14 protein-coding genes are annotated in these 23124 nt (G+C 50.9%); 1 reads left to right on the top strand and 13 read right to left on the bottom strand.

From position 1 onward, the window contains the following. Positions 1–62: 62 nt before the first annotated feature. The 11 genes from ACFQ3W_RS04430 to xylA all read right to left on the bottom strand — a co-directional run bounded on the left by ACFQ3W_RS04430 (position 63) and on the right by xylA (position 18360). Positions 63–1055, bottom strand: a complete 993-nt coding sequence (locus ACFQ3W_RS04430) for a glycoside hydrolase family 130 protein (protein ID WP_379317007.1) — start codon at positions 1053–1055, stop codon at positions 63–65. A 59-nt stretch (positions 1056–1114) separates the two neighbouring features. Further along, a complete protein-coding gene (locus tag ACFQ3W_RS04425; RefSeq protein WP_379317005.1) occupies positions 1115–2434 on the bottom strand; it encodes a glycoside hydrolase family 125 protein in 1320 nt (439 codons plus the stop codon). Positions 2435–2478: 44 nt separating this feature from the next. Next, positions 2479–5637, bottom strand: coding sequence for an alpha-mannosidase (locus ACFQ3W_RS04420; protein WP_379317003.1), 3159 nt, complete (start codon positions 5635–5637; stop codon positions 2479–2481). Positions 5638–5643: 6 nt separating this feature from the next. After that, positions 5644–7944, bottom strand: a complete 2301-nt coding sequence (locus ACFQ3W_RS04415) for a glycoside hydrolase family 3 N-terminal domain-containing protein (RefSeq protein ID WP_379317001.1) — start codon at positions 7942–7944, stop codon at positions 5644–5646. Positions 7945–7971: 27 nt separating this feature from the next. Then, positions 7972–8889 (bottom strand): carbohydrate ABC transporter permease, encoded by a 918-nt coding sequence (locus ACFQ3W_RS04410; protein ID WP_379316999.1) that lies wholly within the window; start codon positions 8887–8889, stop codon positions 7972–7974. A gap of 22 nt (positions 8890–8911) precedes the next feature. Further along, a complete protein-coding gene (locus tag ACFQ3W_RS04405; RefSeq protein ID WP_379317221.1) occupies positions 8912–9793 on the bottom strand; it encodes an ABC transporter permease in 882 nt (293 codons plus the stop codon). Positions 9794–9949: 156 nt separating this feature from the next. Beyond that, positions 9950–11455, bottom strand: a complete 1506-nt coding sequence (locus ACFQ3W_RS04400; protein WP_379316997.1) for an ABC transporter substrate-binding protein — start codon at positions 11453–11455, stop codon at positions 9950–9952. A gap of 131 nt (positions 11456–11586) precedes the next feature. Further along, entirely contained in the window at positions 11587–13107 is a 1521-nt protein-coding gene (locus ACFQ3W_RS04395) for a response regulator (RefSeq protein WP_379316995.1), read from the bottom strand. Further along, a complete protein-coding gene (locus tag ACFQ3W_RS04390) occupies positions 13100–14878 on the bottom strand; it encodes a sensor histidine kinase (protein WP_379317219.1) in 1779 nt (592 codons plus the stop codon). The genes ACFQ3W_RS04395 and ACFQ3W_RS04390 overlap by 8 nt, the downstream gene beginning before the upstream one ends. A 511-nt stretch (positions 14879–15389) precedes the next feature. Continuing rightward, entirely contained in the window at positions 15390–16886 is a 1497-nt protein-coding gene (gene xylB, locus ACFQ3W_RS04385) for a xylulokinase (protein ID WP_379316993.1), read from the bottom strand. A gap of 157 nt (positions 16887–17043) precedes the next feature. Beyond that, complete coding sequence (xylA, locus tag ACFQ3W_RS04380; protein ID WP_379316991.1) at positions 17044–18360, bottom strand: xylose isomerase; 1317 nt, start codon at positions 18358–18360, stop codon at positions 17044–17046. 276 nt (positions 18361–18636) lie between these two features. Between xylA and ACFQ3W_RS04375 the strand changes: the two genes are divergently transcribed. Then, on the top strand, positions 18637–19821 hold the full coding sequence (locus ACFQ3W_RS04375; protein ID WP_379317217.1) for an ROK family protein: 1185 nt from the start codon (positions 18637–18639) through the stop codon (positions 19819–19821). Positions 19822–19903: 82 nt separating this feature from the next. Here the strand turns inward: ACFQ3W_RS04375 and ACFQ3W_RS04370 are convergent, their stop codons facing one another. After that, positions 19904–21469, bottom strand: a complete 1566-nt coding sequence (locus tag ACFQ3W_RS04370) for a discoidin domain-containing protein (RefSeq protein ID WP_379316989.1) — start codon at positions 21467–21469, stop codon at positions 19904–19906. Positions 21470–22196: 727 nt separating this feature from the next. Beyond that, entirely contained in the window at positions 22197–23117 is a 921-nt protein-coding gene (locus tag ACFQ3W_RS04365) for a nucleoside hydrolase (RefSeq protein WP_379316987.1), read from the bottom strand. Between the last annotated feature and the right edge of the window lie 7 nt (positions 23118–23124).

The raw sequence follows: 23124 nt of genomic DNA, 5'->3' as shown, positions 1-23124 counted from the left end.
GTTTAAAGCAGCACCGGCCCAAACCTAGTACTTAGGCTTAGGCCGAAGCTTTAGACTGAAATTTAGGCTTCCAAAGGATATTTCTTCATATAGTCGAGCAGTTCGTCCACCGTCGTGAAAGCAAGGCCAGTCACGGTATCGGCGCAGCCATAGTAGATGGCAATCCGTCCGGTTTCGGCATCCGTCAAAGCCGCGCAAGGGAACGTTACGTTCGGCACGTCGCCTACGCATTCGTACAGCGTTTCCGGACCCAAAATGTAGTTGCGGGAGCGCGCTTTAACGATCCATGGCTGATCCAGGTCAAGCAGCGCGCAGCCGATCCGGTACACGAACCCGTTGCAGGTATTGATAACGCCGTGGTAAATGAGCAGCCAGCCCTCTTCGGTTTCGATCGGAATCGGTCCGGGGCCGATTTTTTTAGATTGCCAAGCGGAGGCGTCGCCGTTAATCGTGCCCATCACATAACGATGTTTGCCCCAGAACGTAAGGTCAGGGCTCGCGCTATAGAAAATATCCCCGAATGGCGTGTGGCCCGTATCGCTTGGACGGCTGAGCATGGCATAGTAATCGCCGATTTTGCGTGGGAACAATACCCCGTTGCGGTTATATGGCAGGAACGCATTCTCCAATTGATGGAACGTTTTAAAATCGGTCGTATACGCAATCCCGATCGTTGGGCCATGGTAACCGTTGCACCACGTAATATAATAGCGGTCTTCGATTTTGCATACCCGTGGATCATAGCGATACTCGCGTTTAGTAACTTCTGCATCTCCTTCAAATTGGATCGGCTCATGATTAATATTCCAGTTGATGCCATCTTCGCTGAATCCGGCGAAAATATCCATACTAACGGATCTGGAGTCGCAGCGGAACACCCCGGCGTACCCGCCTTCAAAAGGAACAACAGCCGAGTTAAAAATGCTGTTCGCGTTCGGAGTTGCATGCCGTTCGATAATCGGATTTGCGGAATAACGCCATACCGGGGCATTAAGGCCTTCCGGCTTGTCCTGCCAAGGGATATTTTTCAGGCTTTCTCCAATAATTTTGCTCATGCTCATTTCTCCTTTTCATCATAAGAAGTAAGTATGTTGTGTATAAGATCAATGCGGTCTTACAGAATCCCGTCCTTCATGGCCCGGTAAACAAGCTGGGAGAACAAGCTATTGGACCAGGCAAACCACTTACGGGTAAAAATAGTTGGGTCATCGGCATGAAATCCTTCATGCATATACCCGGTCCCCGCATCGGTCGTCTCCAGCAGCCGGATCATTTCCAGCTTCTCTTCCTTGGTTTGAGCCGTGATTCCTTGCATCGACAGCGCCATATGCCAAATGTAATCCTTCGGTGTATGCGGACTGCCGATCCCTTTAGCCGCTTTGCCTTCAAAGTAGAATGGATTTGCCTTGCTCAGCGCGAAGCGTCTCGTATTTTGGTATATCGGATCGTCGGCGCCTACGTACCCGAGGTACGGAATAGAAACGAGGCCCGGCGTACCCGCGTCATCCATCAAGCAGTAATTGCCGAATCCGTCGGTCTCATAAGCGTAAATCGGTCCAAATTCGGGATGGCGGTAAATGCCGTACAGCTTGATGCCGTGGTCAACCTCAAACTCCAGCTCCTTCAGCTCAGCCAGGAAAGCCATGTCACGGAAGACCCACTCAGCGAACTCCTGCATTTGACGAAGCGCTACCACCGCGAACATATTGCCCGGAATGTTGTAATGGAAATCGCATGCGTCGTCACTGGAGCGGAACCCCGACCAGATCATCCCGGTGTAGTTCACTGGCATACCGAGCCCATTATTGCGGAGCGAATCCTCAGGAATCCCGTTGTTTCGGGTGAAGCGGTACGGCGATTTCTCGAAGTGGTGCTGTTCGGTTTTGAATACATCGTAAATCCGCCGCATTGCCGCTTTGAAGCCGGCATCGAAAATGTCCGTGCGCTCCGTTTCTTTCCAATACGTATAGGCCAAGCGGACAACAAAGCATAACGAATCGATTTCAAACTTACGCTCCCACACCCAAGGTGACATTTCGGTCTCGTCCGTCGTGTTCCAGTGCCAGTCATTGTCTGACTCGTTAAACGCGTTCGCATACGGATCTACGTGAACATAATGGATGTGGCGCTTGATCAAACCGCTGATGATTTGCTGCAGATCAGGGTCGTTTTTGGCGAAAGGCACATATTGAATGACCTGTTCCACCGAATCCCGGAGCCAGGAAGCCGGAATATCTCCGGTAATGACGAACGTCGTGCCGTCATCCATCAGCTTCGTCGTCGTTTCCAGCGTATTCGGAAAACAGTTCTTGAACAGCTGCAGCAAATGAGGACGGTGTGCCAGCTTCACATCCGCTTCGGCCAGCACCTCCTTGATCGCCTGCGGAAGCTCAAGCTTCGGCATCGGTATTTTGGGAAGTCTAAATTGCTCCATGAGCAGCCTCGCTCCTTTATTGTCGTCTCTTGTATAGTAAATGGCTAGCCTTTGATTTTAATCGTTTTGATTTCATAAGGGGCAAAATGCATGTCAATGCGGCCCGAATGTCCTTCGATCGGTCTCAGCTCCTGCTCCAGCGCATTGGAAACGAAGGCCCCCCGGTAAGGCCGCGGCCAGTTCAGCTCTACGCGCTCGCGCCCGCCGGCGGATTCGTAGAAACGCATTACGATCCCGCTGCCGTCCTCAGCCGGTTTGATCGTATCCAGCACGACGTGCTCTCCGGTAAATCCAAAGAACGATTTTGCCGCTGGAAGCGCGCCTTCCTTCACCTCGGACGAGATGACAGCCGGAGCATGATTTAGCTCCGCTGCAGCGCGCACAGTATGAGCGGCTTGCCAATCGCCAATATGCGGATAGAGCGAATACGTAAATTCGTGCTGTCCCAAGTCGGCTGTCACATCCGGCCACTTCGGCGCACGAAGCAGCGACAGGCGAATCGTACTCCCCTGCACATCGTAGCCGTACTTGCAATCGTTCAGCAGACTGACGCCGTATCCACGTTCGGATACATCGGCAAAGCGATGCCCGCACACCTCATACTGCGCCTGTTCCCAGCTCGTATTGCGGTGGGTCGTGCGTTCCAAGGCGCCGAACGGGATTTCAAACGTCGCTTTATCTGTAACGACGTCGATCGGAAATCCTACCTTAAGCAGCTTATGCGCTTCGTTCCAGTTCACCTTGGTGCGGAAATCGATCCGCCGGCTATGGTGATACAGGATCAGGTCCTGGATAATCTCCGAATTGCCAATGCTCCAGCGAAAACGCAGTACGTCCTGAACCGCGCCTCTTGCCACTATCCTTTTCTCGAGCAGCTTGGCTTGTCCGGCCAGCTGCTGCTCATACCGATCGTCGATATCCCAAGCGTCCCACAGTGTCGGACGGTCATGGAAGAAGAAGAAGCGGTTTGCCGTCTGGCCCCGTTTGACGATTTCCCGCTCAGCCGCTTTATCCCACAGGCTGACAATTTCGCCCAAGCCGTTAAATTGCAGGCGATAGTGCTTCGTTTCCCAAACATCCTCGAATGTCTGAGGATGCGGCCGACTTGCCGCAGCCGCAGCTCCTTGCTCCTGCCCGTTGGTTAGTCCAGGCTCGGCAGCAGCGTTCGCCGCTTCGTTTCTCAGCCATATCGTCTTGTAGCCAAACGCCGGAACCGCCGGTACGTGTACCCAGGCTGCCGGTGATTCTCCGTCCGGGACACTTACCATATCCAGGCTGAGCCGCTCTCCGTGCTCGTCGTAAGCCGCCGCTCCCTGCAGGAGAACATTGTCCCGTAAACCGACTACAACGTCACGCGCCCAGCCCAAGCTGTTAAATATAATAAACGGCTTGCCTTCACCTGTGGTCGTCACTTGCCCCGCCAGCGTCTCTAACCCTTGAAGCAGGCCGTTATTGCCTTTGCTAAAGATCTCTTTATACTCTTTTTCCGAAGTTTCATACGCTTCGGTAATTGCCGAGCCTGGAATAATGTCATGGAACTGGTTCAGCAAAATCAGCTTCCAGCCATCATGCAGCAGTTTTTGCACCTCAAGGCGCTGCTTCTCCGGCATTACGGGAGCCCCTAGCGTATTCCAAACTTCTGCCTCCCGGTACAAGATTTCTGCAATTCGGTTGTTCCGTTTGTTTCGGGCGTGTGTCGTATACGTGCCGCGGTGCAGCTCCAAATACAAATCTCCACGCCACTGTGGAAGTTCCGATCTCGCCGTATCGATACCTGAGAAGAAGGATGCTGCCGTGCTGTATTTGCTGCCCGGCTGACCGACCATCAGGCTGGCGCGGTTGATATACTCCAGCATTTCGCGAGTCACCCCGCCGCCGCCGTCCCCGTGCCCATAGAGCAGCATTTGTTGCGGATGTTCTGCTTTTTGCCGGTAAGACTGCCAGTGCTCGTGCACGTCCTTCGGCAGGGTGTTCTCATTGACCCCGTGGTTGAGATAAGACAAAATCGGGGTTCCGTCAATGCCGACCCAGTAAAATAAATCATGAGGAAATACATTCGTGTCATTCCAGCCCAGCTTCGTCGTCATGAAGTAGCGAATGCCGCCGTGACGCAAAATTTGCGGCAGAGAAGCGCAATATCCAAACGTATCCGGTAGCCACTCGATTTCCGATCGTTTGCCGAATTCCGTCATATAGAAGCGTTGGCCGTACAGCATTTGCCGCATCAACGATTCACCGCTCGGAATGTTCAAGTCAGGCTCTACCCACATGCCGCCTACGAGTTCCCAGCGACCTTCTTTGATTCTCGCCTTGACTCTCTCGAACAGCTCAGGGTCATTGTTCTTCAAATATTCGAACAATTGCGGCTGGCTTTGCGCATAGCGATACTCCGGATATTCGCTCATCAAGGCGTCCACCGTCGAGAACGTACGGCTCGTCTTCCGCACCGTTTCCCGGGCTGGCCACAACCAGGCGATGTCGATATGCGACTGCCCGACCATATGGATTAGACCTTCGGCATTGCCGCCAATTTCGCCGACTCGTTCGACAAGCCGCTTTTCCAGCGCCACAATGGAGTTTCCTTGGCGCACGGCGGCTTTGTCCATCCCTACGAATTCATCCATAGCCTGATGCAACACCTCGATAAGCCGGGTACGGCGGAAATCCTGCTCAGGCAGCAATACCGCAGAGTCGCGGATAATCGTAACTGTGTACATCAGGCTTTGCACAGGCCGGTTCACCAGCACAAGCTGGCTCGAAATCGATGAAATCGGTGGCTGAATAACAGCCTGCTGATTCAGCGGGTCCACCGGCTCGGGAATCGGGTCGAACAGCTCGATTTCCAAATCGAGCGAAACGTCCGGCCTTGCCCCGCGGAGTGTAACAAACGTATGGTTACGATCGAGTCCTTGATACGACTTTCCATTTATCCGAAGCAGCCCTTCGCCTCCGGATGCAAACACAAGACCTACGTGGCCTTTCTCCCATCCTTCCGGGATGGTCAGTCTCGACCGGAAGAAATAGGTCGTTCCTTGTTTACTCGGAAACCTTTCGAAGTTCAGCCCCTCCGAATAATCTGTGGGTTCCGCATACTTCCCGGGAAGCTGATACGTCGAGGCTGTGATGTCCCATCCGCGCAGTTCAATCTGTTCGAGCCAAACGTTTTCCGACAATTCCCGAATAAAACGTCTAATCCGTTCCATGTCCAATTAATCCTCCCGCACCGTTAGCTTGGTGCTCAGCGTATTGTTCACGTGCCCTCCGACATACACCCGGAAGTCACCCGGTTCGACAACTGGCTTGTAGTCCTGCCCGATGTACTGTAATTGCTCGGTGCCTACCGTAAACTCAACAAGGCGGGTTTCTCCCGGTGCAAGCTGAATCTTCTGGAAGCCCTTCAGTTCCTTAGCTGGTCTTGTCACCTTGCTGGCTACGTCGCCGATATACAGCTGCACGACCTCCGCCCCGGCACGTTTTCCGGTATTCGTCACCTTGGCGGTCACCTTGGCGGTTCCACCCTGCGGGATCACCTCCGGCTGAACGGTCAAATTCGCGTAACTGAATTCAGTATAGCTCAGTCCGAAGCCGAACGGGTAACGCGGCTGCGAATCGTTCTCCAGATATCTTTTTCCGCGTGAGCGTTTGCCATTGTAATACACCGGGAGTTGACCGACATCCTTCGGAATGGAAATCGTCAGCCGCCCGGAAGGGTTGATATCGCCAAACAATATATCGGCAACGGCATGGCCGCCTTCCTGACCAGGGTACCAAGCCTCCAAAATCGCATCCGCATGCTCGTCGATCCACGGCTCCGCAATTGGACGACCGTTGATGTAAACGACGACCATAGGCTTGCCCAGCTTATGCAGCTTCTTGGCGAGCTCAAGCTGTACGCCCGAAAGATGCAAGGACAGGCGGTCAATGCCCTCGCCACAGTCCATGTCGCTCCACGCATTTCCGGTAACCTTTGAGGCTCCGGTCTTCAAATCAATACTGCCTTCGCCAAAGTCCCGTGCGCTGGAGCCGCCCAGCACCAGAACAATCGTATCTGCCTGCTCCGCCGTGAATAACGCATGCTCAAAGCCTTCCCGGGAATCGCCGTTAATCCGGCAACCCGGAGCGTAAAGCACACGCTCTGGAGCATCGGCCAACCGGCTGCGAATCCCGGTGAGCACCGTAGCTACCTTCGAACGCGGCTGCGGGGAGGTGTAATCGCCGAGTTGGTTATAGCCAACATCGGCATTAGGCCCGATCACCGCAATTTTACCTTTGCCTTCCGGGGCAAGCGGCAGAACGCCGTCCTTGTTTTTCAGCAGCACGATGCCTTCACCAGCGAGTTTCCGCGCCAATTCAATATGCTCCTTGCTCCCAATCACCTGCTCGGCCCGGTCAGGATCAGCATAAGGCGATTCGAACAAGCCCAGTTTGAATTTCAGCGTCAGCACGCGGCGGACCGCCTGATCCAGGACAGCCGTTTCCAAACGACCGCTGCGGACCGCCTCCACCAGATGCTCATCGAACATCACGCCGGACATTTCCATATCGATACCCGCCTCAATCGCTTGAATAGCCGCATCGCGGCCGTCCTCAGCCACGTCATGGCCGGTAGCGAGCATCTCTATCGCTCCGCAGTCCGTGATGACCATGCCGTCGAAGCCCCATTCCTTGCGCAGGACATCGTCAAGCAGCTCCCGGTTTGTCGTGCATGGCACACCGTCGATTTCGTGATACGCCGGCATAATTGAAGCCGCTCCGGCCTGCACCGCTTTCTTGAATGGTAGCAGGTCCACCTCCAGCAGCTCGCGGCGCCCCATATGCACAGGGCCCGCATTTCTTCCACCCTCAGAGCTGCCGTAACCCACAAAATGCTTCAAGGTTGCAGCTACGCTGTTCGGGCTGTCCAGCCCCTCGCCCTGCAAGCCTTCGACTGAAGCCACAGCCAGCTCGCTAATGAGATGAGGGTCTTCGCCGAAGCATTCCTCCGTGCGGCCCCAGCGAGGATCGCGCACAACGTCGAGCACTGGCGAATACGTCACCGCCCCGCCTTGACTGCGGGTCTCGCGAGCGACGGCCTGGCACATTTCCCGGTACAAATCCACATTCCAGGTGCTGCCTAGCGTCAGCGGCACCGGATAGACCGTTGCCCCGATCGCCATATGGCCATGAGAGCATTCCTCCCCAATTAACAGGGGGATACCCAGCCGGGAATGCTCAATGGCATAGCGTTGAATCGCGTTCACCGCCTCTGCGCCTTTGCGGGGCGAGAGGCCGGTTTCCAGGGTGACGCCGGTCCACGGGTCGGCCCGAAGCATACCGTACAACGAACCGACTCCACCGTTTTCAACCTGTTTTTTAAACGATTCTGTCAGCTTTATTTCTCCATTTATATGCTCATAGGTTTGCCAGCCGAACGGCTGGATCAGCTGGCCGACCTTCTCTTCCAAAGTCATCAGCCCGAGCAGATTGTCCACCCGTTCTTGAATAGGTTTTGTTTTGTCTTTATAGATCATGGTTTCTACTCTCTCCTCCGAATGATCTTATTCTTTGACAGCCCCTACCGTAAGACCTTGGATGAAATAACGTTGAAAGAACGGATAAGCGAAAATGATCGGCCCTGTAGCCAGCACAACCATGGCCATCCGCGACGTATCCTGCGGCAGCGACTGAAGAGCTTCCAAGCTAAGCGAGCTGTGTTGCGAATTTTGCAGGATAAATTGCATACTCGTTTCGATCCGCATCAGCATGGATTGCAGCGGAACGAGGTTCGGATTATCAATGTAAAGCAGCGCGTTAAACCAATCGTTCCAGTAGCCCAAGGTGCTGAACAGACCGATGGTTGCCAGACCCGGAAGGGACAAAGGAAGTACCAGCTTGAGGAAAATCCGAAATTCCCCCGCACCGTCAATTTTCCCGGATTCAATAATGGCGTCCGGAACGCTTGTGCTGTAGAAGGTACGCAAAATCATAATGTAAAAGGCGTTTACGGCAAGCGGCAAAATCAGAGCCCAAATCGTGTCCTTCATGCCAAGCAATTGAGTCACAATAATGTAGGTTGGGACTAAACCGCCGTTGAACAGCATCGTAAAAAAGGCAAAAAAGGCAAAGAAATTGCGAAATTTAAAGCTTTTCCGCGAAATAGCATAAGCATAAAAGGCGATAAACAGCAAGCTGATGATCGTCCCGACAATCGTTACGAAAATCGTAACCCCATAGGATTTAAGCAGCATATCCCCGGTTTTAAATACGTACCGGTATGCCTCAAGACTCCATTTCGACGGAATCAGTCTATAGCCGTCATTCGCAAGTGCTCCCTCATCAGTAAAAGATAAAATTACCACAAAAAGAAAGGGAAAAACGCACAAAAATGCAAAAATGCCAGCAAAAAGATTAAATATAATATTCCAAGGCGTTGAAAGCTGATGAAAATCGCGTTCTTTATTAGTTCTCCGAGACATATGACTCACTCCTTCCGGTTAATTAAAACAGGGCGCTGTCCTTGTCATACTTACGAACGATCAGGTTAGATACCATTACCAGGATGAAGCCAACTACCGATTGGTACAGACCTGCCGCCGTACTCATGCCGATCTCGCCGGTTGTTTTGAGGCCGCGGTATACGTAGGTATCGATAACGTTCGTAACCGAATACAGGGTGCCGGAATCTCTTGGAACCTGGAAGAACAAGCCGAAATCCGCGTAGAAAATTTTCCCGACGGCCAGCAGCGTCATAATCGTGATGATCGGTGTGAGCAGCGGAATCGTAATGCTGCGAATTTGCTGGAATTTGCTGGCGCCGTCGATCATGGCCGCTTCATACAGTGATCTGTCGATCCCCATGATGGCTGCCAAATAAACGACACTGTTATAGCCTACGGCTTTCCACAAGTAAACCAGAATCAAAATATAAGGCCAAACCTTCGGATTGGAGTACCACTGGATAGCGTCGATCCCCATCGATTGGAACAGATGGTTTAGCAGCCCGCGTTCCGAGCTCAAGAAGCTGAAAGCAAAATAACCAACAATAACCCACGAAAGGAAATAGGGGAGGAACATGCCGGTTTGATATACTTTTGCAAGCCGTTTGTTCGTAATTTCACTCAGTACGATGGCCATCGCCACGGCTAGAATCAAGCCAATGATGATAAAGGCAATATTGTATAGCAGCGTATTCCGGGTAATGACGTAGGCGTCGTTTGTGCTGAACAGAAATTTGAAGTTGTCCCAGCCTACCCATTTGCTATTGACGATGCTGGCCCAAAAGCCGTGCCGGCTGAATCGGTACTCCTTAAATGCGATAATCGTGCCAAACATCGGCAAATAGGAAAAGAACAGAAACCATAATGCGCCTGGTAGAACCATGAGCAGCAAGACTTTATTTTTAACGATATCCTTAAAAAAGCCGCCTATCTTTTTCACGCTAATCCCTCCTGATCGCTAAATTCACATCGACTGACGGAATGTAAAAAAGATCGGGCGTTAGGCTCATCACCCGCCCGATCTTCTATAATAATGTTATTACTTGTTGTTTGCGGCTCTCCATGCATCGATTTGCGTTTGCGCTTCAGCGATGATTTTATCCAGACCAGCCGTTTTGAATTTCTCGATTGCTTTCGGCAGGTATTCGTCAGGATCTACAGTACCGGTCATCAGTGAGGACCAGAATTCTTCCTTCACGTTGTTTACTGCCGCAATTTCGTTCGTTACCTTCGAAGTATCGAAGTTGAAGCCAAGCAGCGGAGCTTTGATACCCGATGCGTTGAATTTCTTGAATTCGTCCCATTTGTTCTCAGGGTCGCCTTCATTCAGGTAAGTGATCATGATGTTGCCCAAGGAGAACGTAGGCATATCGTAGTTTTTAGCATCAGGCAAGTTTTTGATCATGTTGTCTTTGACCTTTTGATAGTGAACACCTTCGATACCGGAATCAATCAGGTTACGCAGGTAAGGATCAGTATTGAGCAGGTTCAAGAATTCCATTGCTTTCTCTGGATTCTCGGAGTTTGCAGAAATGGCTTGCATGGAGCCCATAACCGACCAGTTGTAAATGTACGGCTTGCTGGCTGCCGTAGAAACTACAGGATAGCCATAGCTTGCGGACCAGAGGTTATCGGCCAACGGCTGAGTTGCCGCCCGGTCCATAAACCATTTGCCGGATTTGTACAAATCGTCTACCGAAGAGGTCGTTGCAACTTCAGGAGAGACATAACCTGCTTTGTAGAACTTGTGCACGGTTTCGAGCGCTTTTTTCGCTTCCGGAGTTTCCAGAATGTTTACAACTTTATAGTCCTTCGTGTCCAGGTAAACTGCCATCGGCATTTTTTCGATAACATAGTCGAACGGCATTATCGGCATGAAATCTTTCACCATAGCGTACGGAGTCACGCCCGGTTCTTTCTCTTTAATCGTCTTCAGCATGGGTTCCAAGCTATCCATCGTGGTCGCTTTGGAAATGTCGAATTTGTATTTATCTACCAATTGTTTGTTAAAGCGCCATACTTCTTGAGCAGGAAGCTCTTTGTTTGCTGGAATCGCGTAGTTGTGTCCATCAACCTTCGAGCCTTCAAGGAAAGCCGGGTCGATCGTGTCTTTGATGCCTTTGCCATACTTGTCGAGGAGATCATCAAGTTCCATGAATGCACCTTTCCGTGCATTTTGGACATAGTCAAATGCCCAGGAGCAAGTGAACATGATGTCCATCGGCTCGCCGGAAGCAGCCATAACTTGCATTTTTTGCGTGTAGTCACCAAAGTCGATCATTTTCATATCGATCGTAGCGTTGATTTTTTCTTTGGTGTACTTGTTCACTTCTTCCAATACTTTGTTCATGTCTTTTTGCGGAGCCCCGATCGTGTACCAGATCAGTTTTACCGGTTCCTCGGCTTTCGTGTTCGAGGAGCCTGACGTGTTGCTAGCCTTGTTTGTGTTGTCTGCCGCTTTATTCCCGCCGCAAGCGCTAACAATTAGTGTAAGCGCCATCAACGTGGCCAGTAGCAGAGAAAAGCTTTTTCTTTTTTTACTCATTGCTTGAGTACCCTCCTTTTGATGTAAACCTCTTAAGGACTATCTTTACTGTAAGGGATGAAAGCATTTTCAAATAGAGAAGAAAACTAATAAATCATGTTCAAAATAAAGAAAAGAGCTTGCCAGCCATTTCACTCGCTGGACAAGCCTTTGAACTCCGTCGGGGAGACCCCTACGTATTTCTTGAACTGTTTGTAGAAGTATCCAGTTTCCCAATATCCTACGCTGCGGGCGATTTCATGCACCTTCTGGTAGGTTGTTCTAAGCTGCTCTTTGGCCTTCTCGATCCGGTACCTATTGATATACTCGGTAAACGATTCGCCGACTTCCTTATGAAACAGCTGCCCAAGATACACGGGATGGATGTTGTATAAAGACCCAAGCGTCTTGAGTGAAAGATCCTCGTTGTAGGAAGTATGGATATTGTTTAGTACCTGCTGAACGACTGGGCTTTTTAAATCATGATCTAAGGATTCCATCGTCTTGTCGGCCACTTCCTTCAGCACGCCGATCAATTCGCCGATCGATCCGGCGGAACGAATACGTACCAAGCTGTCTTTAAAAAGACCTGGCTCTTCCGAATGGCGAATTTCCTTAAACTGCATCTTGAAGCGGACGATCCATTCCATTGCGCTAATGTGCAGGTCATCCGGGGTTACTCCCTCCATCCGGCTGAGACGCTCAAAATCCTCTTCAATGCGCTGAAGCATCGCTTCCCGGTTTCTGGCCATCAGGAGCTTGGCGTACTCCGCCCAATCCACGGAAACCCCTGCCTTCATCTGCTTGCCGGTACTTTCGAGTTCTTCAAAGCAGATGATGTTCCGGTCCTCAAACACCATAAAATATTCCTGGGCTTTCTTGGCGTTAGAATAGCTCTCCGGAGCTTGGCCCTCCGTCTCCTCCACGCTGCCCACGGATATGCGCACAGGTTTGAAGGACTGCAGCCCTTCAATGAGCAGCCGATGGATGTTGTCCGCACGTTCTTTTCCCTGCCCTGGGTCGTCAAAATTATAAAGCAGCACAATGTCCCCATCCATATCACGAAAAGGAACGATCCAGGTTTGTCCGGCGATGATGCGAAGGGCTGCGTCAAACAGTTCATTTGCCGGCCGCTCCGGGCGCAGCAGCGCCACCATGGCATACGGCTGGTTCAACGAAATGCCGAGCAGGTCGGCCCGTTCTCGAAACTCCGCACTGCCGATCTGTCTGCGTATCCACCGGTGCATGATGTTGTCCCGCAATATCCGAATGCTGTGTTCATTAAGCATTACTTTGGATTCATTCAGCTTGTCAATCGCGGTTTTGAGGGTAGCCTGAAATTCCTCCAGGTTAATCGGCTTGAGCAAATAATTTTCTATGCCAAGCGCCATGCCTTCCTTCAGGTATGCAAATTCGTCATACCCGCTTAGAACAATAACTTTCAAGTTTGGGTGAACTTCTCTTGCGGACCGAATCAGGTCCAGTCCGTTCATTTGCGGCATAGAAATATCCGTGATCAAAATGTCAACCGGAAGCTGCTTCAGCCGTTCCAACGCCTTCAAGCCATTTTCGGCATGACCCACGATTTCCATACCCAGCTTGGCCCAATCGACGATATCATATAAACCTTCAATGATAAACGGTTCGTCATCTACAATAAACACTTTATACATACCCTATCTCCTCTCCCCCAAGTTCAGGAAAGCTCACTATGACGGATGTCCCCACTCCTGCCTCGCTGCTGATCTCAAGCCCGTATTGAGGACCATAGAGCAGCTTCAGACGTTCGTGGATACTCCGTAATCCGAACGATTCCGAATAGGCATCCGGATTAAGTAAGGTTTGCTTAATTTGCTCGAGTCGATCAGGTTCAATCCCCCGTCCGTTATCGGTTACCTCCGCGCGTAGCGTTCCGTCTTCCAAACGAGTCACGGATATGGATATTTCATTATCCGTGCGGTCTGATTTCATACCGTACAAAATATAATTTTCGATAATCGGCTGCAGCGACATTTTTAGAACCAGATTATCTTTAAGCTGGTTGTCGCAATGAATATCATAAGAAAATTTATCCTTGTAGCGGATACGGAACAGCTCCAGATAAAGGCGGCAAGCTTCAAGCTCATCCTTCAATGTATATTTCGGCTTTTGCTGCACATAACTTTTGAACAGCATCGACAAGCTGTAGATCATTTCGCCGACATCCGCCGCACCCTGCGAAATCGCCCGCATGCGGATAACTTCCAACGTATTGTAGAGAAAATGTGGGTTTACCCGCGCCTCTAATGCGGCAAGCTCTGTTTTTTTCTGTTTGATTTCCGCCTTATACACTCGATCAATATACAGGTTAAGCTCATCGAGCATATCGTTGAAGCTCTTGGAAATAAGCCCGAGCTCGTCGTCGCGCACATCCGCAATCCGCGCCTTAAAATCCCCGTTTCTTACCTTACGCGTAAAGCGGATAATGCCGTACGTCCGTTTGGCGAAATTGCTGATGAATAGTGAAGGAAGCAGAATGGCGAACAAAATACAGATGGAACTGATTAGCAAGATCATGTTTCTCGTACCACGGTATGTTTTCGCGAGGTCCTGCTCCGGCACCGCGCTAAGCACTGTAAAGCCGCCTTGGCTTTTCGTCAGCTTGGTGATGGTCATTCCTTTCCCCAGCACTCCGTTATCGTATAAGGAATTGATCTGGCTTGCATAAGGATATTTTTGGCCGTAATAGGTTCCCGAGGTATCAAACAGGACGGTGCCGTCGCTGGCGAGCACCAATATGGAGCCTTTCAAATCGTCCTTATAATTTACCAAGCTATCCCAAACCTTGTCCGTATCAAAATAAACGACCAGTTGGCCGATATTGCGGAGAGACTGCTTGTTATTGATTGGAACGCGCACCGAATACATCGGAACATTCGGCAGCCCGATTGTTCGGCGTACCCAGATATTGGCCTTGGAAATGCTCTGGCCTTCCTGCTGATACATAACGTCAGGGACAAAGGATCGCGCAGCATTGGTTGAAATGATTTTGAATTGCGCGCTGCCGTTGTAGGCATAAAGCTGCTGCTGTTCGGCGCTGTACAGCATCAGACTCCGAATATCCGGGTCATCCTCGACCTGGTTGCGGAAGTATCTGACCGTATCGATTGGAGAGCTATTCTCCTTATAAAACTTGTCCAATCTATAGATTACGTAATCCTGATAAGGGTGCTCCAGGAAATAAGACGTATTAAAGGCCAAATCGCCGTCTCGATAAACGTTTCGCACCATCGTCTGCACGGACTCGTATTTGTGGCTGATATAATTGCTTACGCTTTCAATCGCTCGTTTTTGAACATCCAGCTGCCTGTAAACCGCAGCCTCTGACGTAAACTTGAACATCAAATAAGAAAACGTGATAATCGTCACAATCGTTATTACCGAAAAGAACAAAATGATCTTCATGAATAGATTGTTCTTAAAATATTTGCGATAAATATTCAAGATGATCGACGCCCCTCCTCATGCCATGCCACTGGTCAATTATATCATGAGAGGCAAGTGCTTGTGGCTTCCTTATTCCAGGGGATAGTTTACGGCGGTGGGCCGGTTGCATCCAGCCTCCAGCTCGCTCAAGGCTTGAGACATCTAGATGTATTTTGTACATCTATTTTCCTCAATATCAGCAACTCTCGGATTTTAATTGCAAAAAGTACATTTAAAAGAACCCGTCATCGAGTCCAGCGGCATACAAGGCCCAATTAGCTGCACTTTTTACATTTACTTTGGTCTATCACAGTGAAAAGCAGCAGATTAACTGTACTAAATGCAGCTAAATATCTCGAAGCGCTATCTCTCTTTGAAGTGTTGAGTATACCAGAAGAAGTCCGCAAAAAAAGAAGAAGCGCCCTGCTCCGATGAGAGCCTGGCGCTTCTTAAAGAGGCTGCTGGCAGCCTAAGCCTAACAGCTTAAAGCTTAGCCGCGGAATTCCTGCAAACCTTCGTTCAGCGAGCGGGTAGCCTCATATACTTGTTGATACAGCTTGAAGAGACGCGCGTACTTCTCGACATTTTCCGGAATCGGCTCGTAAGTAGCGCCATACCCGATAAATTGATCGGCGCACTCCTTCAGGCTGCCGAACCAGCCACTGCCAACGGCCGCCATCATGGCTGCGCCCATGGCCGGGCCTTGCTCGTTCTTCAGCGAAACGACCGGCTTACCGAAGATGTCAGCTTGCATTTGCAGCCAGACCGGATTTTTAGCGCCACCGCCGATGGAAATGACACGGTCAACCGTAATGCCGGCTTGGCGGAACAGATCAAACGACTCCTGCAAGGAGAAGGTGATCCCCTCCATCACCGCACGAGCGAGATGATCGCGGCGATGCGTGCCGGACAAGCCGATAAAGCTGCCGCGAATGACACTGTCCGCATGCGGCGTACGTTCGCCGACCAAATACGGTGTGAACAGCAGCCCCTCGGAGCCTGGAGCGATTTCGCCTACGTTTTGAAGCAGCTCACTGAAGCCTACGCCAGGAGCCAGCGCATCTCTGAACCAGCTTAAAGAGTAGCCTGCAGCAAGTGTTACGCCCATGGCATAAAATGCACCCGGGTGCGCATGGTTGAAGAAATGCACCTTGCCCGCAAAATCCTTGCTCTTGTCTTCCTCATAGGTGAGGACAACGCCGGAGGTCCCCACGCTGCACAGCGCGTCGCCTTTACGGACTATGCCCGCTCCCACCGCACCGCAGGCGTTGTCGGCTCCGCCGCCGAACACTTTGGTTGCTGGGGACAAGCCGGTCAATGCCGCAAACTCCGGCAGCAGCGTGCCGGTTCCTTCCGTACTGCCAACAAGCGGCGGGCAGAAGCCTTCCGGAAGTCCAAAGGCCGAAGCGATTTCATCGCTCCATTTGCCTTCCGGAACGTTCAGCAGCAGCGTGCCGGCAGCATCGGAAATTTCCATCTCTACGCGCCCGGTCATCCGGTAGCGCAGGTAATCCTTTGGCAGCACGAAGCTTGCTGCCTTTGCAAACAGCTCAGGCTCATGCTTTTGCACCCACAGAATTTTCGGCAGCGTAAAGCCTTCCAAAGCGGCATTTCTCGTAATGTCGAGCAGCTTGCCGCCAAGCTTCTGCTCGATTTCCCGGCACTCCTTCGTCGTACGAGTATCGTTCCAGAGGATGGCGTTACGCAGCACACGGTTTTGTTCATCCAGCAGCACCAAGCCGTGCATCTGTCCCGAGAAGGATACGCCTTCAATATCTTCAGCGGACACGCCGCTCGTCTGCAGCAGTTCCTTGAGACAAGCTACAGTTCCGTTTACCCATTCCTCCGGGTTCTGCTCGCTGTAGCTCGGGCGCTCTTGAATCAGCGGATACGAAGCCGTAGCTTCACCTTTGATCTCGCCATCCTTGCTGACAAGCAGCGTCTTCACCGAGCTTGTTCCAAGGTCAACCCCGATCACATATTTCATGAAAGTTTAACTCTCCCTTCCTCATTCTGACCAGACCGATTAAAATAGCCCAAGTACTAACAAAAAGGGACGGCTGGCGTCCCTTTTTGCGGTTTGCATACTTCGAGAATGCGTTACATTCGATTCATGGCTCCAGCCAGGCTTTTCAAGACTCGACTTATTTTGCTCCGAAGATGTATTCGTTAAGGCGAGCTTTAACCAATTCAAGATGGTTCGATTTATTTTGGATATCGCTGTGTTCAAGCGCATAAGCGGCCAATGTTTTGAAGTTGGCTTTGCCAGACACGATGTCGGCACCGATGCCGGATTTGAAGCTTGCATAACGTTCGTCAAGCAGACCGTCGATGAATTTCTCTTCTTTCATCTTAGCAGCTACTTTCAGACCTTTTGCAAAGGTATCCATACCAGCAATGTGAGCGTAGAACAAATCTTCAGGTTCGAAGGAAGAACGTCTAACTTTTGCGTCGAAGTTTACGCCGCCGGAGCCGATGCCGCCATTCTCAAGAATTTCGTACATTGCCAGCGTTACAGAGTACAGATCAGTAGGGAATTCGTCTGTATCCCAGCCGAGCAGCATGTCGCCTTGGTTGGCGTCGATCGATCCGAGCGCATTGTTGATACGGGCTACGCGCAGTTCATGTTCGAATGTATGGCCAGCAAGGGTAGCATGGTTAGCTTCCAGGTTGAGTTTGAAATGATCTTGAAGACCGTATTTTTGCAAGAATGCAATTGTCGTTGCAGCGTCAAAGTCATATTGGTGTTTGGTAGGTTCTTTTGGTTTTGGCTCGATCAGGAATTGACCTTTGAAGCCGATTTCTTTTGCATAATCAACAGCCATATGGAAAAATCTTGCCAGGTTGTCAAGTTCAAGACCCATATCCGTGTTCAGAAGGGATTCGTAACCTTCACGGCCGCCCCAGAATACGTAGTTTTCTGCGCCCAGTTCTACGGCAGTTTCGAGACCTTTCTTCACTTGTGCTGCAGCATAAGCGTATACGTCTGCGTTCGATGTCGTAGCAGCACCATGAACATAACGAGGGTTCGAGAACATGTTAGCCGTATTCCACAACAGTTTCACACCCGTCGATTTCATGCCTTCTTTCAATTTGGCAACGATTACGTCAAGGTTCTCGTAGGATTCTTTCAGGTTTGCGCCTTCCGGTGCTACGTCCACATCATGGAAGCAGAAGTAAGGAGCGCCGAGCTTTTCAAGGAATTCAAAGTTAACTTCTACGCGAGTTTTAGCCAGATCAAGACCCGATACCGTTTCCCATGGACGAATCATGTTGCCTTGACCAAATGGGTCGCTACCGTTCATCGTGTAAGTATGCCAGTAAGCTACTGCAAAACGGAGGTGTTCCTTCATCGTTTTACCGAGCACGATTTCATTTTCGTTATAATGTTTGAATGCCAGAGGGTTGTTGGAGCCTACGCCTTCATACTGAATTTTGCTGATGTTTTTGAAATAAGTCACTGCTTGAGTCCTCCCTGCATGATTTTTGTTTTTTTAGTAAGCCTTTTCATTGCCTTCTGCACTGAAGATGTTCGAGATGCTCCGCTTATATATCACCGAACTTTTCGAACCTCTCTTAAAAAGTATCATGCCCCGATAGATCGTATGCATGCCCTTTTCAACTAGATCGTATCACGTTATACTTTGTTTGTCCAGCAAACTAACTAAGTTATCGCAAATATTTGTTTTTTTATGTTATGATGGCAAGGAAGAGCATGTTTCATACGGAGGAATATGATGAAAATTACCGGCGACCAGCAGTTGATTAAAAAAATGAATAAAAGCATCGTGCTGGAAACGATCCGTCACCGCCAGCCGTTATCCCGTGCGGATATTTCCGCCGAAATCGGGCTTAATAAAGCGACCGTCTCCTCGCTTGTCGCCGAGCTGATCGATAGCCGCCTCGTGACCGAAATCGGTCCGGGGGAATCGAGCGGCGGACGTAAGCCGACGCTGCTGCTATTCAATAAAAGTGCCGGCTTCGCCATCGGTGTCGACATCCGGGTGAGCGATTTGCTGGCCGTGCTTGTTGACTTGGAAGGAAACGTCATTCGTGAAAAAAGCGTACCTTTAACCGTTTTCTCGCCGGATAGCGTACTCGACCAGATCAGCAAAACAATTCGCCTGCTCGGCCGGAGACTTCCAGCTTCACCTTACGGTATTGTTGGCATCGGTATTGGAGTTCCGGGGCTGGTCGATGAGAAAAGCTTTGTTGTGTCGGCTCCAAACCTCGGTTGGGATCATGTTGATCTGGCTGGAGCCCTCACGAAGGAATTTGGAAACAATATTCATATTGATAACGAAGCGAATGCGGGAGCGATCGGAGAGAAGCTGTACGGCGCGGGCCGCGATTCACAGAATCTCATTTATTTAAGCATCGGCGTCGGGATCGGCTCAGGCATCATCGTTGGCGGGGAGTTGTACCGCGGCATCTCCAACTTCTCAGGAGAGGTCGGCCATATGACAGTAGCCGAGGATGGCCCGCTATGCCGCTGCGGCAACCGTGGCTGCTGGGAGACGCTGGCGTCGGAGAAGGCGCTGCTGGATCGAGCATCCGCCATTTGGCAGGAGAATACGCCTTCCTTGGACGAGATTCTGAAGAACGCCAAGCAAGGCGACCCTGAAGCAGCCGGTCTGTTGAACGAAATCGGCTCCCAGCTTGGCGTCGGGCTTGCGAACCTGGTGAACATCTTGAATCCTGAGCTTATCGTGATCGGCAATCGTTTGTCGCTGGCCGGAGAGCTATATGAAGAAGCGATGCTGGACACCATCAAGAACCGGAGCCTGTCCTACCACCGAAAAAAAACGCATGTCGATTTCGCCAAGCTGGGCATCCGCTCGACCGCGCTTGGTGCCGCATCCATGCCGATCACCTCTTTTTTGACCGATCCGGATGTGAGTGTAGAGGAAGCTGCGAAGTAGTCGCATGAGCTACAAAAAAGCACGAATTGAATGGGCGCGTACATGGCCCCTCAATTCGTGCTTTTTTCATCGGTACACTGGTTCAATATATCTCGATTTCCCGAATCTCCATACCGGCCTTCCGGCTGATATCCGTAAATATCAATCGCACATAACGGGCTTCTGCGCCGGGTAGAGCAATTTCGTCCTTCCCTCCGTCACTGCCTTTTACCTTATATACATCCTCAAAATGAATTCCATCCCCCGAGGTTTGGATGGTGTAGGCTTTAGCATGATCCTTCCCCCACTTGATCAGCAGTCGATTTAGCGGCTCTGCTGTTCCCAGATCAAGGCGCAGCCATGCCTTGCTCGGACCTTTTTTCCCCGCAGTTTCCTGACCCCGCTCCACTATATCCTCTGCCACTTCGGCCTCCAGATGATGATTTCGATCCTTGGAGATGACCCATGAGTCGCTTAACACTCCGTTGGTGACATTCCCTGCCAAATGCTGAGCGGTTGACCCCAAAACCGGGGCCCCTAACGCCAAATTGGATTTATCCCTCACCGTTTTAGCCGCGCGGATCGTAAACCCGGCTTCTAAATTGTAGTAGGGCCAGCCACGGCTCTTATCGAGATAAGCCGACTTTACCGAGCTTAAGAACGTGTCTACACGTTCTTTATCATCCATAAGCGCCCCCGTATAAGCTAGAATCGCCCACGGAAAAGCGTCCGGCGTCGAGAGCTCGGGCCAGCCGGGATGGCTTTCATTCAGCTTCTGATATAAACGGACAGCCCTCTCGCTTGGCGGAGTGAGGATGTTGTGCCAAATCGGATACATCTGTGCGGTAGCTCCCGGATAAAAACTGGACCAATCGGACGTACCACCGCTGCAATGGCCGCATTCATAGAAATCGTAGTTGTCCTTTGCTGGGTTCCACATCAGCTCAATTCCGGCCAAGCTGGCTTTCTTCTTAATCTCATATTCGTTGGCCTTTACAGCATCGCCAAACACCTGCCGCTCAAGCCACTCGATATCGACCAATCCGGTATGTACCTCAGTATTGTCCATCAAATAAGGTATGGCGTAGTCGGGCTTTGCCCAGGTCAGCCCGTTTGGCTGTAGCGTGGACAGCATCGCTCCGGCAATCGTCTCCAGTTCCGCCTTTTTCCCTAATACAAAGGAGCGATCGCCCCCGGATTCGATATACTTTCGGGTCAAGCTGAGAAAGGTTGCGGCATACGAATCGGTAGAATCGTAATTACCGTGGGCAAGCGTACCCGGAGTGGCTGTTTCCGCTTGGGTAACCGGATCGGCGTAATGTACATACACCGAGCCAAGCGCCCCGTTGTAATCGGGGGCATTCATATGGGAAAAATACCATTCCATCCACTTACGTGCCGTCTGCAGCTTGCCGGGATCAGGGTTTTCCAGCATTCCGACCAACGCTAAATTCGCAAAATATGGCTCAATTTTGTAATAGCGTTTTCCTTCCACCTCATAGGTGTGCTCTCGCGTCATGACAATGGCGCCGGAAGGCTGCTGCAAGCTTTCGATCCAAGCAGATTCTTGTTCGATAATTTCCGAGTAATCCACTGCCGCACCGACGGTTGAGGCAACACCCAAGCTACCTGCTAAAATTCCCGCCGCAAGAAATAACCTTTTCAACATTCTCGGAATCCCCCTGTCCATTCATCGCTCCTCAGGAAAACATGAAAAGCCGGATCTTGTATGCGCCTTCACGATTATGAATATTCCTTTGAATGGCTTATTAGCATGGGAATTTTTTTGTCTGAACGTAAGAAAAACCTGACGGGAATTCACCGTCAGGTCCTTTCATGTGCAAATAATCAGCGCTGTGATGTGAATTCACACTACTAAATGCATTTTATACATCTATTTTCAGGCAAATTACGGATTTCTCAATTTTAACTGCATAACCTACATCTAAAATTGGCCGAACTGTCCAGAAGAAGTGATTTCTCCCCTTTTAACTGCACCTTTTACATCTAAATTTCTAAAATGCCCATAATGATAAGTTTTAATTGTACATTATGCAGTTACTACGTGTCAGGAGGCCAGAAGTAGGCAACTAAGGGCTCTCGGCCCCGTCTCCTAATCTGCATTCTTGGCTTAAACATGAGATTAACTGTAAATTTTTAAAAAAACGCGAGCGGAGTTTCACACTATGCTCGCACTTCTGCTGCTCCCATGAGCAGCTCTCGTGTTCTTTTGGCATCCAGGAAGAGAATAACGAATCGTAGGGAGTTTACGTCCGCCTATGGGAGCCACTTGTCATCCTACTAGTCTAATCCCTGACAAGTGGCGGACAACAGCGGCCCATAGATCGTTATTCTCTTCCAATGTATTCACCCACGGCCTCTATAAAGACAGCCACTCATACTCCAACAATCCGGCTCATGAAATGCGCCAAAAACCGGTCCGCATCGACCTTCAAGCAAACGTTGATTTTTGGCTCACCCTCAAACGAACCAACCGTTCGTCCGGTTTGCTCGCCTTCGGTCACGACGGTGACGCGCATCGGCTGGGCCTCCACCAGGCTGCGGTCAATCGCCACGCCTACAGCCAGCGGATCATGCAAAGCGCAGCCGCCGATGCCTGGGTAGAAGGACTCGTACGCGCCCATATAGAACTCGGCGATATCGGCGAAAAACATCCCTTCCGCCTTTCCAGAGGCGCGCCATGCTTCCAGATGCGACTTCGGCAGCAGCGTCTGCATCGTCACATCCAGGCCGACCAGCGTAAGCGGCAGTCCGGCCGCAAAGACAAAGGCCGCCGCCTCCGGGTCGGCCACAATGTTGGCTTCCCCGTACGGCGTTACATTCCCGGGCACGGTCACAGCCCCGCCCATCACAATCACTTCGTGAATGAGCGACACGATGCCCGGGTCTTTTTGAATCGCCAATGCAAGATTGGTCAACGTCCCGACCGAAATGATCGTAATTTCATGCGGCCGCCGTTTGACCTGCTCGATGATGAAATCGGATGCATGCCCCTCCTTCGCTTGTCCTCTTGGCGCATGCTGCACCGTGTTGCCCAGTCCATCCTCGCCGTGGACCGTTCTCGCATAGTGATCTCGTTCTCCGCGGCAAAGCGTCTCCTTAGCTCCCTGGATCACCGGAACCTGCTTTCCGAGCTTCTCCAGCACGGTCAAGGAATTGCGCGTAGCTTCCTCTGCTGTAATGTTGCCAAAGCATGTCGTAATTCCCAGCAACTCCAGCTCCGGGGAGTGGGCCGCATAAGCGATCGCCATCGAATCATCGATGCCGGTATCAACATCCAAAATAATCCGTTTCACCGGTTTC

It is taken from the genome of Paenibacillus puldeungensis, assembly GCF_042678945.1.
Classification (GTDB): Bacteria; Bacillota; Bacilli; order Paenibacillales; family Paenibacillaceae; genus Fontibacillus; species Fontibacillus puldeungensis.
Note: the sequence above shows the minus strand (reverse complement) of the source record. Positions and strands in the feature narration are given on the sequence as shown.